10 protein-coding genes and 2 pseudogenes are annotated in these 16,289 nt (G+C 57.4%); 10 read left to right on the top strand and 2 right to left on the bottom strand.

Features of this window, described 5'->3' with window-relative positions:
- Nucleotides 1–38 precede the first annotated feature (38 nt).
- Complete coding sequence (locus ACY3GB_RS20720) at nucleotides 39–1,319, bottom strand: hypothetical protein (RefSeq protein WP_463090386.1); 1,281 nt, start codon at nucleotides 1,317–1,319, stop codon at nucleotides 39–41.
- Between the two features lie 525 nt (nucleotides 1,320–1,844).
- Between ACY3GB_RS20720 and ACY3GB_RS20715 the strand changes: the two genes are divergently transcribed.
- From ACY3GB_RS20715 to ACY3GB_RS20690, 6 genes and pseudogenes are all read left to right on the top strand, one after another.
- Nucleotides 1,845–4,820, top strand: coding sequence for a type VI secretion system Vgr family protein (locus tag ACY3GB_RS20715; RefSeq protein ID WP_463090385.1), 2,976 nt, complete (start codon nucleotides 1,845–1,847; stop codon nucleotides 4,818–4,820).
- 49 nt (nucleotides 4,821–4,869) lie between these two features.
- Nucleotides 4,870–6,156: pseudogene (locus ACY3GB_RS20710) on the top strand (DUF6531 domain-containing protein); the annotation flags it as partial.
- Between the two features lie 87 nt (nucleotides 6,157–6,243).
- A complete protein-coding gene (locus ACY3GB_RS20705; RefSeq protein ID WP_463090969.1) occupies nucleotides 6,244–9,408 on the top strand; it encodes an RHS repeat-associated core domain-containing protein in 3,165 nt (1,054 codons plus the stop codon).
- The gene (locus ACY3GB_RS20700) at nucleotides 9,405–10,001 is read left to right on the top strand and encodes a hypothetical protein (protein WP_463090384.1); all 597 of its coding nucleotides are present in this window, start codon (nucleotides 9,405–9,407) and stop codon (nucleotides 9,999–10,001) included. Before ACY3GB_RS20705 ends, ACY3GB_RS20700 begins: the two co-directional genes overlap by 4 nt.
- Nucleotides 10,002–10,167: 166 nt before the next feature.
- A complete protein-coding gene (locus ACY3GB_RS20695; RefSeq protein WP_463090383.1) occupies nucleotides 10,168–11,697 on the top strand; it encodes an RHS repeat-associated core domain-containing protein in 1,530 nt (509 codons plus the stop codon).
- Complete coding sequence (locus ACY3GB_RS20690) at nucleotides 11,698–12,192, top strand: hypothetical protein (RefSeq protein ID WP_463090382.1); 495 nt, start codon at nucleotides 11,698–11,700, stop codon at nucleotides 12,190–12,192.
- 59 nt (nucleotides 12,193–12,251) lie between these two features.
- Here ACY3GB_RS20690 and ACY3GB_RS20685 read toward each other — a convergent pair.
- A pseudogene (locus ACY3GB_RS20685) lies at nucleotides 12,252–12,974 on the bottom strand (IS3 family transposase); the annotation flags it as partial.
- On the opposite strand from ACY3GB_RS20685, the gene ACY3GB_RS20680 reads away from it, so the two are divergent.
- From ACY3GB_RS20680 to ACY3GB_RS20665, 4 genes are all read left to right on the top strand, one after another.
- The gene (locus tag ACY3GB_RS20680; RefSeq protein ID WP_463090968.1) at nucleotides 12,959–13,177 is read left to right on the top strand and encodes an RHS repeat-associated core domain-containing protein; all 219 of its coding nucleotides are present in this window, start codon (nucleotides 12,959–12,961) and stop codon (nucleotides 13,175–13,177) included. The pseudogene ACY3GB_RS20685 and the gene ACY3GB_RS20680 overlap by 16 nt on opposite strands.
- A gap of 13 nt (nucleotides 13,178–13,190) precedes the next feature.
- Nucleotides 13,191–13,490, top strand: coding sequence for a hypothetical protein (locus tag ACY3GB_RS20675; RefSeq protein ID WP_463090381.1), 300 nt, complete (start codon nucleotides 13,191–13,193; stop codon nucleotides 13,488–13,490).
- Between the two features lie 311 nt (nucleotides 13,491–13,801).
- Nucleotides 13,802–15,193, top strand: a complete 1,392-nt coding sequence (locus ACY3GB_RS20670) for an RtcB family protein (RefSeq protein WP_463090380.1) — start codon at nucleotides 13,802–13,804, stop codon at nucleotides 15,191–15,193.
- 171 nt (nucleotides 15,194–15,364) lie between these two features.
- A complete protein-coding gene (locus ACY3GB_RS20665; RefSeq protein WP_463090379.1) occupies nucleotides 15,365–16,282 on the top strand; it encodes a carbohydrate kinase family protein in 918 nt (305 codons plus the stop codon).
- The last annotated feature ends 7 nt before the right edge of the window (nucleotides 16,283–16,289 follow it).

The raw sequence follows: 16,289 nt of genomic DNA, 5'->3' as shown, positions 1-16,289 counted from the left end.
TACATATTGCGCCAACCATCGCGCCATGCCAACCGGGTTCACACGGCCTGGGTCGGCGCCTCCGGCGGCTTGGGGTTCACCTGCCGCGGGCGGCGGTAGCCGCTCTTCTGCTTCAGCGTGGAGAGCAGAAAACGGGTGTAGGGCTGATTGCAGATTTCACTGAACAAGAAGCGCACGGTCGCCTCGTCCGGCGCCGCACCTTCGCCGGCCTGCAAGCAGGCCGCCGCGTTGGCCACCGCTTTGTCAGCTTGTTCACGGTGCGGGTCGTCCTCCTTCAGTTCCAGCTTCTCGTTCAGGTTGAAAATCGCTCCCACGTCGGCCAAACCCAATCTGGCCAGGCTGGCGCCGTGGTCGCTGAAATAGCGCCAGACGATGGCCTGGCTGCTCAAACGCAGAATGAACTTGAACGGAAAGCCGGTTCGGATGGACAGCAGCACCGGATCGGTGCCGAGCAACTGCTCGATGGAATTGACGCCCTCGGCCGCCATTCCGGCGGCGATGTCGGCGGTCACGCCTTCCAGCTTGATCAGCTGGTCGCTGTTTTGATCCTGCTCGCTAACACCGAAGCTGCGCGACACCAGACGCCGCAGCAGTTTCATCAACACATCCATTGGAAAAGCGCCGATGGCAAAGGCGGCCATCGTCTGCGGAACAGAAACCGAGCTCTCATCTCCACCGGAGGCCGCGCTCACCGCCGCACCGATTGGAATAGCCAACGTCATACGCAGCGCATACCAGTAAACATCCGCTACGTTCAAGCTGCGCCGCCGTACCGCCGTCACCATATCGCTAACTACAAATAAATAGGCACCAGCGATAGACGCCGCAATGATCAGATTGTTAACCGGCAAAGCCAACTTGCACATTTCTGCGAACACAAACAAAGTAGTCATGAAAACAATAGCGACCTGCAGCAGAATCAACGGAGTGATGAACACCGAACGGCCATAGTGCTCTCGATAGATCTGCTCGAACAAACGCTCCGCTGCCGCATCCACTTCGGACGAATTCGGCGGCGGCCAGTCTTTCAGCCACGGTTCCTTATCCATCCGCGGTTGCCAAAACTGGCGCAAGTAGAAGACCAGCGCACCATTGTTAAGCCGGTTGCGAAACTCCTCGTAACGGGCCCCCCAACCGGTGACCAGAAAACGGACCAGCGGCGCAGCCGCAAGACTACTAGTCAGCAACAACAACGTGACATAACCACTTAGGTAGAGCTGAGAAAACTCGCCGGATGCCAATTGATAGACAATGCCTAGACCGAAGGCATCAAGTATCAGTACACACGGCCAAATGCCATAGTACTTTGGGTCTTTCATGGCCTCACCCTCCGCCGACGGAATCGGCTTTCAGATTAGACTCTGATGAAAAAATCTCATTTAGTACTAATAACTAGCGTGTTTCTTCAGGATGCGGCGCCAGCAAGGCCTGCATCCGGCGCGATCAGCCACCGCCGGCCGACGATGTCCCCGCCGTAGGGCTGGAAGCGCTGTTCGATATCCTCCCTGCCCGCCACCAGCGCGCTCCAGCAACGCCGCGCCTGTACGCCACCGACACCCAGGCGCTGTCCCTTGTCCGCGACGCGCTAAACGGAAAATGTGGATTCTCCTCGACGATTGCGCCCATAATGTCGAAACCTTCGCCTGATCAGCATTTCACCTGCCATCGCGCCACCCCTTGCCTCCCTCCCCGATGCCCAGTCATACCTGTCCTTTAGTTCAGGTACGCTAATGAAGCAGAATGTTCGCCTTGTTGACGCGATGCCTCCCACATAAAATACTGGTTCTTTTCGGTTTTCTCACTTTCAAGCCCTGCTTCAAGGGCGCTTTCGTTTTGGACAATCGATGGACCTTGACAGCCTGCTTTCCTCCTTCGCCTCCGCCTTCACCCAGGACCAGCGCCTGCTCACCCTGGAGCTGGGCAGCGGATCCGTCGCCGCCGAGCAGCTGCTGCCGCAAAGCCTGGATGGCGAAGAGGGCGTGTCCAAGGCCTATCGCTATGCCGTTACCTGCCTCTCCCCCGACGGCGCCATCGAACTCAAGACCCTGCTCGGCCAGTCCGCCCGCATCGGCATCGCCGACGCCCAGGGCCGGGAAACCCTCCGCTGCGGCGTAGTCAGCCAGGCCCGGCTGATGGGTTCCGACGGCGGCTTCGCCCAGTACGGCCTGACCATCGAGCCGCCGATCGCGCTGTTGCGCCACCGCCGCACCTCGCGCGTGTTCCAGGACCTGAGCGTGCCGGACATCGTCCAGCAGATCGTCCGGGAGCACCAGGCGGCCAACCCGGTGTTCGCCCGCGCCCAGACTATCGAGTTCAAGGTCGGCCCGGCGCAGCCGCGCAGCTACTGCCTGCAGTACCGCGAGAGCGATTTCGATTTCATCGTCCGCCTGCTGCATGAAGAGGGCTACGCCTGGCGCTTCGAGCATGTCGACGGCGACAGCCCGCAGGTCAAGCTGGCGGTGTTCGACGACGCCTACAGCCTGCCGCCGGCCGAGGTGGAGCGCGTCCGCTTCCACCGCAGCGACGCCACCGAAGAAGAGGACGGCCTCACCGACTGGAACGCCAGCCGCCAGATCGTGCCCGGCAACGTAGCGCTGGCCACCTTCGACTACCAGCCGGTGTCCACCCAGCACACCGGCGACAGCAGCCAGATCGACCAGGGCCAGGGCGGCCAGGCGCTGCAATCCAGCCTGCAGGACTACGATCCGCAGGGCCTGTATTACGCCGGCGATGCCGAGCAGCTGTCGCACTACGCCCGGCTGCGGCAGCAGGCGCACGACCTGCAGGCCAAGACCTTCGAAGGCGGCGGCTCCATCCGCGGCCTGACCGCCGGCCAGTGGTTCCGCCTGGACGACCACCCGGCGCACGAGGCCGACAGCCACGAGCAGCGCGAATTCGTCGTCACCGGCCAAAGCTTCCAGGTGCGCAACAACCTGCCGACCGATCTGCAGTCCATCCTGCCGACGGGCGACAAAGCCGACGCCCCGTTTACCACCCGCATCCAGGCGCAGCGCCGCGGCATCCCGCTGACCCCGGCCTACGCCGGCACCGCCTCGGCCAAGCCCACCAGCCTGGGCGTGCAGACCGCCACCGTGGTCGGCCCCGCCGGCGAGGAAGTCCACACCGACGCCCAGGGCCGCATCAAGGTGCAGTTCCACTGGCAGCGGCCGGACGAGCACCCGACCATCGGCGCCGGCCTCGACGACAAATCCTCCTGCTGGCTGCGGGTCGCCATGCCGTCGGCTGGCGCCGGCTGGGGCCACCAGTTCATCCCGCGCCTCGGCCAGGAAGTGCTGGTCGACTTCATCGAAGGCGACATCGACCGGCCGGTGATCACCGGCGTGCTGTACAACGGCAGCCACCCGACGCCCGACTTCAGCGGCGCCGGTTCGCTCCCCGCCAACAAGACCCTGTCCGGCATCAAGAGCAAAGAACACCAGGGCGGCGGCTACAACGAGCTGCTGTTCGACGACACCCCCGGCGAAGTGCGCGCCAAGCTATCCAGCGAACCGGGCAAGACCCAGCTCAACCAGGGCTACCTCGCCCACCCGCGCAGCAACGGCAAGGCCCAGCCGCGCGGCGACGGCTTCGAACTGCGCACCGACCACCACGGCGCCATCCGCGCCGCCCACGGCCTGCTGCTCACCACCGAGGCGCAGAACGGCGCATCCGGCAAACAGCTGGCGCGCGAACACGCGCAGAGCCAGCTCGACGCTGCGCTGAGCCTCTCGCAAGCGCTGGCCGAAACCGCCACCGGCCAGTTGGCCGACAGCATGGAAACCGGCCCCGACGAGATCGGCCCGGACAACGCCAAGGCCGGCAAGAAGACAAACGGCCACCTGCAGCACCACGTCGACGCGCTGAAAGCCTGGGAAGCCGGATCGAATACCGACAAGGACGGCAAAACGGCGAAAGAGCAAGCCGGCCAACAGCCGCTGCTGGTGCTGTCCGGCCCGGCCGGCATCGCCTCCCTGACCGAGCAAAGCCAAACCCTCAGCGCTGGCCAGAACCTGAATCTGGTCGCCCAGCGCGACGCCAACCACGCGACAGGACGGCGCTGGCTGCACAACGTCGGCCAGCACATCAGCCTGTTCGTGGCGGGGGTGAAGGACAAGGTGGCGCTGAAGCTGATCGCGGCGAAGGGCAAGGTGCAGGTGCAGGCGCAGAGCGACGCGATGGAGCTGACGGCGGATAAGGAGCTGACCATTACCTCCGCCAAGGGCAAAGTGCAGATCGCCGCCAGCCAGGAAGTGCTGCTCACCAGCGGCGGCGGCTACATCCGCATCGCCGGCGGCAATATCGAAATCCACTGTCCCAGCGAAGTCAGCGTCAAGGGCGCCAGCCATAGCTTGAGCGGCCCGGCCAGCCTCAGCACCCCCACTCCGGCATTCGCCAAGCCCGGCACCGGCAATCTGCAAGTGGTCCACGAGTTCGCCAACGGCTACTCGATGAACCAGGGCAAGTTCGTCGTCACCGACGCGCTGGGCGTCAAACATAGCGGCGTGCTGGATGAGGCCGGCAAGGCGATGGTGCACGGCTTGCCGGTGGGCCCAGCAGCAGTACAGTTCTTAGGTCGACCAAGCAAAGGTAAATCTGATGAATTCCCATTTATCGCAGAACCAGAAGCCGAACTACAAAAAATGGGAACTGCTGTAAAACAACAGGCCATGAACCAATTATCCAGCCTCATACCTCAACCTCCAGCCAGTCAGCTAATGCAAAATTTTGGCAAAGCAAAAAAAACTATAGATGAAGTTAAAGGTCTGGCTAGTCAAGCGAAAAACATCCTACAAAAAGCCAGAAATATTAAAATCGGCTAAAACCAATCATAATCAACCCTAATAAAATTCAGATAAAGTTATTGGAATTATGAGCTCTGCTACCACTGCCGCCCCCTCCAAAGCCATGCCTGTTGCCATGATAGCCGCTGATGCCAAAACAGCGATGAAAGTCCTTGAGCAATCTGGAAAAACTTTTGATCAATGGCTGCGCAGCATTAGCAACGGCTATCTCACTTTGGATAGCCTACATTCCATTGCAGCTTCCGTCCCAATCGTTGGAAATCTTATTTCTGCAGGGGATGTATTAGCTGACATTTTAAACATGGCAGAGAAAAATGATACCAAAGAAGGCATTGATGTCTTTGACTGGATGAGCTTAGGAATCGATCTGGTTGGCATCATACCCGCAGGAAATCTTTTCAAAGCTGGAGCACGTCCTATTATCAAGCTCACGGCAACAGAAGTCCGACGTATTGGAGGAGATTTCGCAAAAGCTGAATTTAAAGCAGGGTTATTGCAACAAGTTGCCAATATCGTACCCGAGCGGTATCGCACTATGCCTGACCAGTGGGCAACTGAGGTTGATGGAAAATTGGAAGCATGTCTGAAGGAATGTGGCAACAAAGGAAGTATATACATACTTCAGTTTGCCGATTTTATCGAGCATGCAGGCAGTGGGCGTTTTGAACAATATGTAAAAAAAAATGTTGCTTACGAACCCATACCCTATGATCTAAATAAAACTAACAAAGGAGGGATGTGGAGCACTATTGCTGCGGCAATGGACGAGGTAAAACATGCTGCACAAAATCTTTCCAACGAGGCTAAAGCAGGTGTAACAATTGCTGCTGCTCAAACAGTGGATAATGTATTAAGCAGAGCCAAACCCATTCAAGCATTACTTCTCAAACTGGCAGCACTCTTCAGAAGTTGGGCTAGCCAGCTATCTACTACTCTGGTCGGCCTTTATGCTACTCACCTAGGCCCTCTTTTAAGAAACCTTGCACGACAGCTTGCTAAAAAATTTATAAAAGTAGCTGCTGTGACAACAAAAAAAGTTAACAAAGCGAGAAAGGGCACTCCGCAGAGAAAAACTGAAGCAACTAGTCATTTTAAGGGGGAATTAAAACCTTCCCCGCCTTGTAGTTGTGCTACCTCAGGGAAAAACATCGGCTATGCATTAGGCGAGGAATCCTTACTTCATACAGACTTCTCCCTGCCGGGTACTCTCCCCATTATTTGGACTCGGCAATATCGTTCCAACTTTGATGGCCATGATCAGACTGGTATGCTTGGCGCTCGTTGGTCTACAACCTACACTGTGCGTATTGATATCGAAGATAAAGTACTTAAACTGCATGACCACACTGGCCGCACACTGGAGTATCCACTACTACCGGAAGGAGAACCCCTGAAAGACGAAATCGAAGGCTTCACCTTGATTCGTCTATCAGACAATCTGTTGTCACAAACTTTCGGCCACGACCTGATCCAGTTGTACGAGCGCCACGGCGACAGCTTCCGCCTGGCGCTAATCAAGGACCGCGCTGGCAACAGTATCGCGATGAACTTCCGCAATGGCCACCTCAGCCAGCTGGTCAGCAGCGCCGGCTACGTGGTGGATCTGAGCCATGACGCCATTGGCCGCATCACCCGCGTCACCCTGCAGAATCTGGAAACCGGCCTGCCGCAACGCACGCTGGCCGAATATCGTTACAGCGACATCCCTCAAATGGGCGGCGACGCCGGCGACCTGCTGTCGGCTACCGACGAGAACGGACAAAGCTGGAGCTATCAATACCAACACCACCTGATCACCCGCTACACCGACCGTACCGGCCGCGGCATCACGCTGGAGTGGGATGGTACGCATCTGGACGCCCGCGCCATCCGCGAGTACGCCGACGACGGCAGTCTGGATGTGCGGCTGGCCTGGGATAAAAACATCGACCTGACTTACGTCACTGATGCCTATGGCCGCACCACCGAGTATTACTTCGACGAAAAAGGCTACAACTACCGCATCGTTTACCCAGACTATAACGAAGAGTGGTTCAACTATGACTCTCGGAAACGACTGATCAGTCATATCCACCCCAATGGCTCGCAAGATAGTTTTGAATACGACAATAACGGTAATTTGATCTGGCACGAGCGCGCCGACGGTAGCGAAGTACACTTTACCTACGACGAGCAGGACAATCTGGTCGAGATCATCGACCCGATGGGCGAGAAATGGCTGCGCGCCTACGACGACAAGGGCCAGCTGATAGAGGAAACCGACCCGCTCGGCCACAAGACCAAATACGCGTACAACGAGCAGGGCCTGCCGGTGGCCATCACCGATGCCAAGGGCGGCGCCAAGAAGATCGCCTATCGTCCGGACGGCCTGCTGGAGAGCTATACCGACTGCTCCGGCAGCGCCACCCAGTGGCAGTATGACGAACGCGGCCGCCCGCTGCTGATCGTCGACGCGATGGGCAATGCCACACGCTATCAGTACGCCGCCAACGGCACGCTGCAGGCCATCGTCCAGCCGGACGGCCAGGCCACCCAGCTGGAGCATGACGCCGAATCCCGCCTGTTGAAAATCACCGACCCGCTGGGCCGCGGCGCCCACTACGAATACGACAAGGCCGGCCGGCTGCAAAAGCGCACCGACGCCAACGGCCACAGCCTGGGCTACCAGTACGACAAGCTGGGCCGCCTCACCGCGCTGCGCAACGAGAACCACCGCTACTACCGCTTCGACTACGACGACGGCGGCCGCCTGACGGCCGAAACCGGCTTCGACGGCAGCACCACCCGCTATGTCTACGACAACGCCGGCCGCCTGGCACAGCAGGTGGAAGGCAACGTCTCCACCGATTACCGCTACGACCGCGCCGGCCGCCTGATCGAGCGCAGCGCGCCGAACAGCAAGGAAAGCTTCGGCTACGACCCGGCCGGCCGCCTGTTCCAGGCCAAGAACCGCTATGCCAGCCTGCGCTGGGTGTACGACCCAGTCGGCAACGTCGTCGAGGAGCACCACGGCTACCACGTCGCCGGCATCAAGGAAACCTACCGCTGGCAGCATGAGTACGACAACCTGGGCAACCGCATCGCCACCGTCCGCCCGGACGGCCACCGCGTGGACGTGCTCAATTACGGCAGCGGCCACGTGCATGGCCTGCTGTTCGGCCAGCGCGACATCTTCAACCTGGAGCGCGACAAGCTGCACCGCGAAACCCAGCGCGTGCTGGGCAATGCGCTGCAGCAGACCCTGGCCTACGACAAGGCCGGCCGCCTGTCCAGCCAGCGGCTGATGGGTGCCACGCAGTGGAGCCGACAGTACCAGTACGACGCCGCCGGCCAACTCGTCGGCATCGCCGACAATCGCAGCGGCCAGCTGAGTTACCGCTATGATCCGGTCGGCCGCCTGCTGGAGGCCGCCACCCCCAAGGGCGTGGAAAGCTTCCGCTTCGACCCCGCCGGCAACCTGCTGGACAACGCCCCAGCCGCCGACGGCCATCAGAGCGACAGCCTGCTCGGCAACCTGCTCAGCCAGTACGCCGGCCGCCACTACCGCTACGACAGCCGCGGCAATCTGGTGGAGAAGCGCGTCAACGGCAGCCTAACCCAGCTGGAATGGGACAGCCACAACCGCTTGTCCCGCCTCACCACGCCGGACGGCCAGCGCACCGACTACCATTACGACCCGCTGGGCCGCCGCATCGCCAAGATCAGCCAGGGCCAGGCCACGCTGTACGGCTGGGACGGCGACGTGCTGGCCTTCGAAACCCGCGACGAGGAAGCGGTGCACTACCTGTTCGAGCCGGACAGCTTCGTGCCGCTGGCCCAGGTGCATACCAACGCCATTCGCGGCGTCAAAGTGCCGGCCTGGAGCCAGCACAACCCCTACGACCCGGACAAGGACCCGCTGCGCCAGGCTGGTCCGGAGCCACAAGAGCCGAAGGCGGTGTACTACTACCACACCGACCATCTCGGCACCCCGCAAGCGCTGACCGACGAGCATGGTTCGCTCGTGCTGGAAATGGACTACCAGGCTTGGGGCCAGGCGCGCGAAGTCATCGCCGATGCCGCCTCAAAAGCCGGGATCCGCAACCCCTTCCGTTTCCAGGGGCAGTATCATGACGAAGAGTCCGGGCTGCACTACAACCGTCATCGCTACTATGATCCGGAGATAGGGCGGTTTATTTCGCGCGATCCGATTGGGTTGATGGGTGGGTTGAACACTCATGTCTACGCTCCCAATCCCATAGAGTGGGTTGATGCTCTTGGCCTAACAAATAAAAAAGCTATCTGTTACGAAAAACTTGCAAAAATCGAAGTAAAAAATAAACTGTATGAGCACGAACTAGTTAAGTATGACCCAATTGAAGACTCCAAAGGAGGCCACACTCACGCCCATGGCATAACAAAACCTGGCGGCCACTACAAAGAAATTCGCGACATTCAACGTGGACTAAAAAATTCCCTAAAAGACTTTTCTGACAACGGCTGCACTTGCGAATGCTTAAAGATCAGAGCAAAACCGATTCTAGACAAAGCCGAGCGCTACTCTAATGCAGATATCCCTGTACCTCCAGGCCAAAAATTTATTCCTTTAGAAAGCAACCGAAAATGAATGGCGAAGACTTTATAAACATATTTGAAGCTGATGAAGAGCTAGCAAACGGGAGTGATGTTAAAATAAAAAAAGTCATCCCGCTCATTGAAGCTAATCAAGAAATTGATGGCACCCCCGTTCTTTTTATTGTTGCCGATGGCGAGAGTACACTTGAATATTTAATAAAAAACCATCCACTGCTACTTGAAAAAAAAGACATCAATGGGTGGACTTTACTACACGCAGCCACGGCAGGATTCTCAGACATATGCTTTGACAAAATATTAAACTTCTTCAAGAACTCCAAGAAACTAAACATAAAAGATAATGATGGGTTCAGCCCACTTAGCATCGCGGCAAAGTTCGGCAACACTGACAAATTGCAAAAGCTCATCGTTCATGGCGCAACCACCTCAACCACACCATTAGAAACAAGCCCACTATACCAAGCCATTATAAACATCAATGGTGAGGATGTAGCAATTTATTGCTTACAGATTCTATCCAACTACATCAAAAAAATCTCACCAGAGGAAAAACAAAGCCTAATAGAAGCATCACAAAAACTAAAAATGGCAAAATTAGAAAACTGGATAAAAGGAACATTATAATCAATTGAAAAATCTTCGCTCAAATATCAACCTATTAATCGTCCACAAGGAAAAATAAGATAAAGTCTATCTTTAGCCTATAGCTGTTAGAGCTATCCATCTCAAGCCGCACGAGCACGACAAGCTGGGCAACCGCATCGCCACCGTCCGGCCGGATGGACACCGCGTGGACGTGCTCAACTACGGCAGCGGCCACGTCCACGGCCTGCGGTTCGGCCAACGCGACATCTTCAACCTGGAGCGCGACAAGCTGCACCGCGAAACCCAGCGCGTGCTGGGCAATGCGCTGCAACAGACCCTGGCCTACGACAAGGCCGGCCGCCTGTCCAGCCAGCGGCTGATGGGCGCCACGCAGTGGAGCCGACAGTACCAGTACGACGCCGCCGGCCAACTGATCGGCATCGCCGACAATCGCAGCGGCCAGCTGAGTTACCGCTATGATCCGGTCAGCCGCCTGCTGGAGGCCGCCACCCCCAAGGGCGTGGAAAGCTTCCGCTTCGACCCCGCCGGCAACCTGCTGGACACCCCCCCGGCCGCCGACGGCCATCAGGACGACAGCCTGATGGGCAACCTGCTCAGCCAGTACGCCGGTCGCCACTATCGCTACGACAGCCGCGGCAATCTGGTGGAGAAGCGCGTCAACGGCAGCCTCACCAAGCTGGAATGGGACAGCCACAACCGCCTCTCCCGCCTCATCGCCCCGGACGGCCAGCGCACCGACTACCACTACGACCCGCTGGGCCGCCGCATCGCCAAGATCAGCCAGGGCCAGGCCACGCTGTACGGCTGGGACGGCGACGTGCTGGCCTTCGAAACCCGCGACGAAGAAGCGGTGCACTACCTGTTCGAGCCGGACAGCTTCGTGCCGCTGGCCCAGGTGCATACCAACGCCATTCGCGGCGTCAAAGTGCCGGCCTGGAGCCAGCACAACCCCTACGACCCGGACAAGGACCCGCTGCGCCAGGCTGGTCCGGAGCCACAAGAGCCGAAGGCGGTGTACTACTACCACACCGACCATCTCGGCACCCCGCAAGCGCTGACCGACGAGCATGGTTCGCTCGTGCTGGAAATGGACTACCAGGCTTGGGGCCAGGCGCGCGAAGTCATCGCCGATGCCGCCTCAAAAGCCGGGATCCGCAACCCCTTCCGTTTCCAGGGGCAGTATCATGACGAAGAGTCCGGGCTGCACTACAACCGTCATCGCTACTATGATCCGGAGATCGGCCGGTTTATCTCAAAGGATCCTATCAGACTAGTTGGTGGAACTAATATATTTGCATATGCAAGTAACCCTATCCATTGGATAGATCCGCTTGGATTGACCAAAACCACCTGCGATCTTTACGCATTTGGCAATGCAACAAAGCCTAGAGAGCCACGGGTATCAGGAGTCAATACAAAACCTGGTCAAAAGAGTGACTTGAATACTGATGTAGCAGGTAATGTGCACGCAACATATGAAGAGGGGGCATCTACCTTTAGCAACCCCGCAAAGGCACCAATTACTGGTACTTACTACAAGCTACCAGCAGGTACTGAGCTACCTGATGGGCTTGGCGTAATCGCCGACGGAAAGGATGTAGGTGGAACCCATGCGGAGACACATCATACAATTTGCCCTTTGAAGAAAATGCAGGGCAGTGAGTTTATTCAAAAATTCAACAACTTACCTTGGCAAAAAGCAGGAAAGAGATAAATGGAAAAAGACATAAAAATGGTTACTTGGGATAATCTACTAGAAAAGCATCATGAATTCATTAAAAGCAGAACAGCCATTACAAAAGAGATTAAAAATTACATCCCCATTATTAAAAAATCTCTATTAGGCAACTCAAACGAAACATCACTCGCTTTAAACATAATTACAAACCTTCCAGAAGAGATTAAGATAACCTTCCTAGAGGAATTAATTGCATGCGCAAGCTATGTAAATGGATTCACAGCAGAAGCACAACAGATAATATTATCAATAGATAATAATTGGCTTAGAAAAAATATTCACCCCTATATCGACAAAATTTTAAAAGATGGCACTTACGAAGAGTATGCTTCCATGATTAGTCTGTACTATGAATTTGACACAAACAAAGCCTTTGAGCTTGCATCTCTCGCATCTAAAAACGAAGACGAAGATATAAAAGATATTGGGAATGATTTTCTAGAGAAATTTGCAAAAACAAAGAACAATTAGACCACGTTCACACTTACGTTTTGACGTTGACCTCCACCCGGCTAACCGAGCGGTCTAGTCTAGCGATTTCCGGCTTCAAGGTGAGCAAGTCTGAACTCGCTCGGGATCTGGTCGCCCAGCGAACTGTGCGGCCTGAATTCGTTGTAATCCTGCCGCCAACGCTAGATCTTTTCACGTGCGTCATCCAGCGATAAAAACCAATGCACATTCAGGCACTCATCCCGCAGACTGCCGTTAAATGACTCGATAAAGGCATTATCCGTGGGTTTCCCTGGTCGTGAGAAGTCCAGCGTGACGCCTTGCTCATAGGCCCACTGGTCCAGCGCCAGGGAAATAAACTCGCTGCCGTTGTCGACCTGAATTCGTTGCGGCGTCCCGCGCAAGGCTTGCACATGCTGCATCGTCGCAACCACGTCCGCGGCTTTCAGCGCGAAATCCACCGTGATCGCCAGGCTCTCCCGGCTAAAATTATCCACCACAGTTAACGCCCGGATTCTTTGCCCGTTAAACAGCTGATCGGCGACGAAATCCATGCTCCAGCAGGCATTCAAACTGGAGACCGCCGGCCGGGCTTGCCGGTGCGCCGCTGCCGCCCGCCGCTTGGGACGTTTGCGCCGCAGGTTCAGGCCTTCTTCGCAGTAAATCCGGTAGGTCTTCTTGTAATTGATGTGCCAGCCCTCACGCCGAAGCAGGACGTAGATGCGGCGTGCGCCATAACGAATACGCGTGGCGGCGATCTCGAGGATGAGGGCGACGTCCCTCCGGTATTGAGCAGCATCATAACGACGAGTCCGGGCTGCACTACAAGCGCCATCGCTACTATGATCCCGATATTGGACGGTTTATTTCGCGGAATCCTATTGGTTTGATGGGCGAGATGAATTTTCATAGTTATGCATCGAATCCAATTGAGTGGGTAGGCACACTTGGATTAGCAAGTCAAACACCTGCAACTCGATTAGCCAAACCGAGTACAATAATTTAACAAGGAGATAGTTATGTTCTGGGGAATCAACATAAAAGACTGGCATGTCGCATATGATGACATCTCATTTTTAGATGCGAATTTTGATCCAGCCATACAACAAGATTATTTAAAAGAAGATATGCTTCAGCTTGAAAAAAAAGATCAGAATTTATTAATTGATGTATCATGGAGGCCATCATTTGACCCTGATGGAAGATTTATTATCGCATTGATAAAAAATCAAAACTGGGACAAACCAGCATCTCTTACAGAAACAAGATCAATACAAAAAACAAAAGAAGCGATTAGCGGAATAATCGAAAATACTTAGTAACAATATCAAGAAAAGCTGTCTCACCCCGTGATAATTTCTAGAAAACTACACATGCTTTTTAATCCAAAAGCAATAGGCTGTGCAATCAGCCTATTGCGGGCTAAAAGATTATCTGAGCAAGTATATCTGGAAGCGTACCCAAGCCAACTAGAGTCTGGGTACGCTACTGAAACATCCTACTCTATACCATTTTCCCCAGCACATCCTCATGCTATGATCGTCGCCTTTCCTCCTGGCGCTGCTGCTGGAGGTACCTGCCCATCCGGATGACCGGAGGGGATACTGTACCTATTGCATCAGATGCCATCATGACCTCCATTTCCCGCTTGAAAGCCGCCCTACAACGCCAGGGCATTCATGTTGAACGTACCAATAATGTTTACCAGCTGCGCACTGCCGACTCCGAAGCTACCGTACTGCTCCCGGATAGCCTCCCTCTGGAAGAAAAGGCCGTCAAACAGCTACTCGGTTTCGCAGCCACCCGCTCCGCCGATGGCCACCACGGCGTATGCAAAGCCTGCGCCACACCGGATTTCCACCCAGGAGGCATCGCGCCAGTTGGCGCCGTAGTGGCCACCGATCCGGAATTCGTCATTCCCGCCGCCATAGGCACCGATATCAACTGCGGCCTGCGCCTGGTGAGCACAGGCCTCCAGTATGAGACCATCGCCCCACACAAAGACGCGCTGCAATCTCGGCTCACCCATCTGCTGCTGGATAACGGCCGCAACCTGCCGGTATTCAGCCGCGGCTTTGCCGCGCTATTCGACGCAGGACCGGATGCCTTCATCGACCTGCTGCCGCGCGAAGGCCTGTGGGCCGGCGTAAACAGAACCCGCCTGCTGAATGAGCTGGCGGCCTGCGTCAGCCTGGATAGCTTTGACTCCGCAATCCGCTACGCGCCAGAGGCGCTGGTAGGCACACGCGAGCTGATACGCGACCCTAGCCTGGGAACCCAAGGCGCGGGCAATCACTTCGTTGAGCTCCAAGTCGTGGACCAAGTGCTGGACCGCCACGCGGCTTACGCCGCCGGCTTGGCCAAAGACGATGTGGTGTTCATGATCCACACCGGTTCCCGCGATGTCGGCTTCTATGTCGGTAAGCGCTGGATGGACAAGGCGCGCGCAACTTGGCCTCGCCAGATGAAATATCCGGAGCATGGCTTGTTTGGCCTATCCGGTCCGCTGGCGGATGAATACCTGATCGCGATGGGGACGGCGGCCCGCTATGCCTGGGCCAACCGCATGGCACTGACCGAAATGGTGCGCTCAGCCATTGAGGCAACGCTGGGCCAGTCCAATAGCCGCTTGGTGGTGGACGTGCCGCATAACGTGGTACTGCGCGAACAGGGCCTCAACATCCACCGCAAGGGTGCCACACCGGCGCGCGAAGGCGAGTTGGCGTTGATACCCGGATCCATGGGTGATTTCAGCTATGTCGCAGCCGGTCTTGGCCATCCCGACTGGCTATGGTCCTGCAGCCATGGCGCGGGCCGCAGCATGCGCCGCCAGGCGATGAGGCGACTTGCGACAGAGGTCACGCCCGGCAGTTGGCAATGCGTGACCCTGCGGGAGGAAAGGCGCATAGAAGAAGCACCGCATGCCTACAAGCCCGTCGGCCCCGTGATCGCCGCGCAAGAAGAAGCCGGACTGATCCAAGCCGCGGTTCGACTGCGCCCCTGGCTGACGTTCAAAGCCTGACCCAAAACAATGCGATATGCCGAATACAAGCTGGACAATGACGCTTCAAGCATTCACCATCATATCCGATACGATTTGGACCAGCCTTTTGACTTATATGCGCGCCAACTGGGTCTAGGCGCATCACCGTCTTAACCTCAGCACATCGCGCGTCCTGGAGAAGCATAGAAGATGACTCCCCCACAGTTCATCGCCTTTGGCGAAGCCCTGACCGACTTCATCCGCGTGGACAGTGATACCTGGCAGTCCCGCCCGGGCGGGGCCGGCTGGAATGTGGCCAGGGTGGTGGGCAGGCTGGGAGTGGGCGCCGCATTCGCCGGCGCGGTCAGCGACGATCTGCTGGGCCGGCAGTTGCTGGAAACCTCCGCCGCCGCCGGCCTGGATACCCGCTTCCTCCAGACCCTGCCCTATCCGCCGCTGCTGGCGATGGTGCCCTCCAGCCAGCCCCCATCGTATTTTTTCGTCGGCGACAATAGCGCCGACCTGCATTTCGACCCGGCCCGGCTGCCGCCGGACGGACTGGACGCGCTGCGCATCGCCTACTTCGGCAGCATCAGCCTGGCCAGACCGCCGCTGGCCGACCGGCTGCTGGAGCTGACGCACGAGTTGGCCGCGCGCGGCGTGGCCATTGCTTTCGACCCCAATATGCGCAGCGCGATGAGCGAGGCCGGCTACCGCCGCCGCTTCGAGGCGCTGGCCGGCCTGGCCAGCTACATCAAGGTTTCCGATGAGGACCTGCAGCAGCTGTTTCCGGCACGGGATCAAACCCATGCGCTGGAAGCCCTGCGCCGCCTCGCGCCCCAGGCGGCCATCCTGTTCACCCGCGGCGCGGACGGAATGAGCCTGATCACCCCGGACGGCGAACTGCAACAGCCGGCGCTGCCGGCCGCAGTGGCGGACACCATAGGCTGCGGCGATGCTTCCATCGGCGGCCTGATCGCCAGCCTGCTGAAACACCCGTCCCGGACAATGGCGGAGCATCTGCGTTTCGCCGCCGCCACCGCCGCCTGCGCCGCAGGCCAAGCCGGCGCCTATGCGCCGGATGAGGCGATGGTGAACGCGAAACTGGCGCTGCCGTCTGCCGCCTGATCCATAT

The organism is Chromobacterium sp. Ag138, from assembly GCF_055181315.1.
This window is presented reverse-complemented; position numbering and strand designations above follow the sequence as displayed.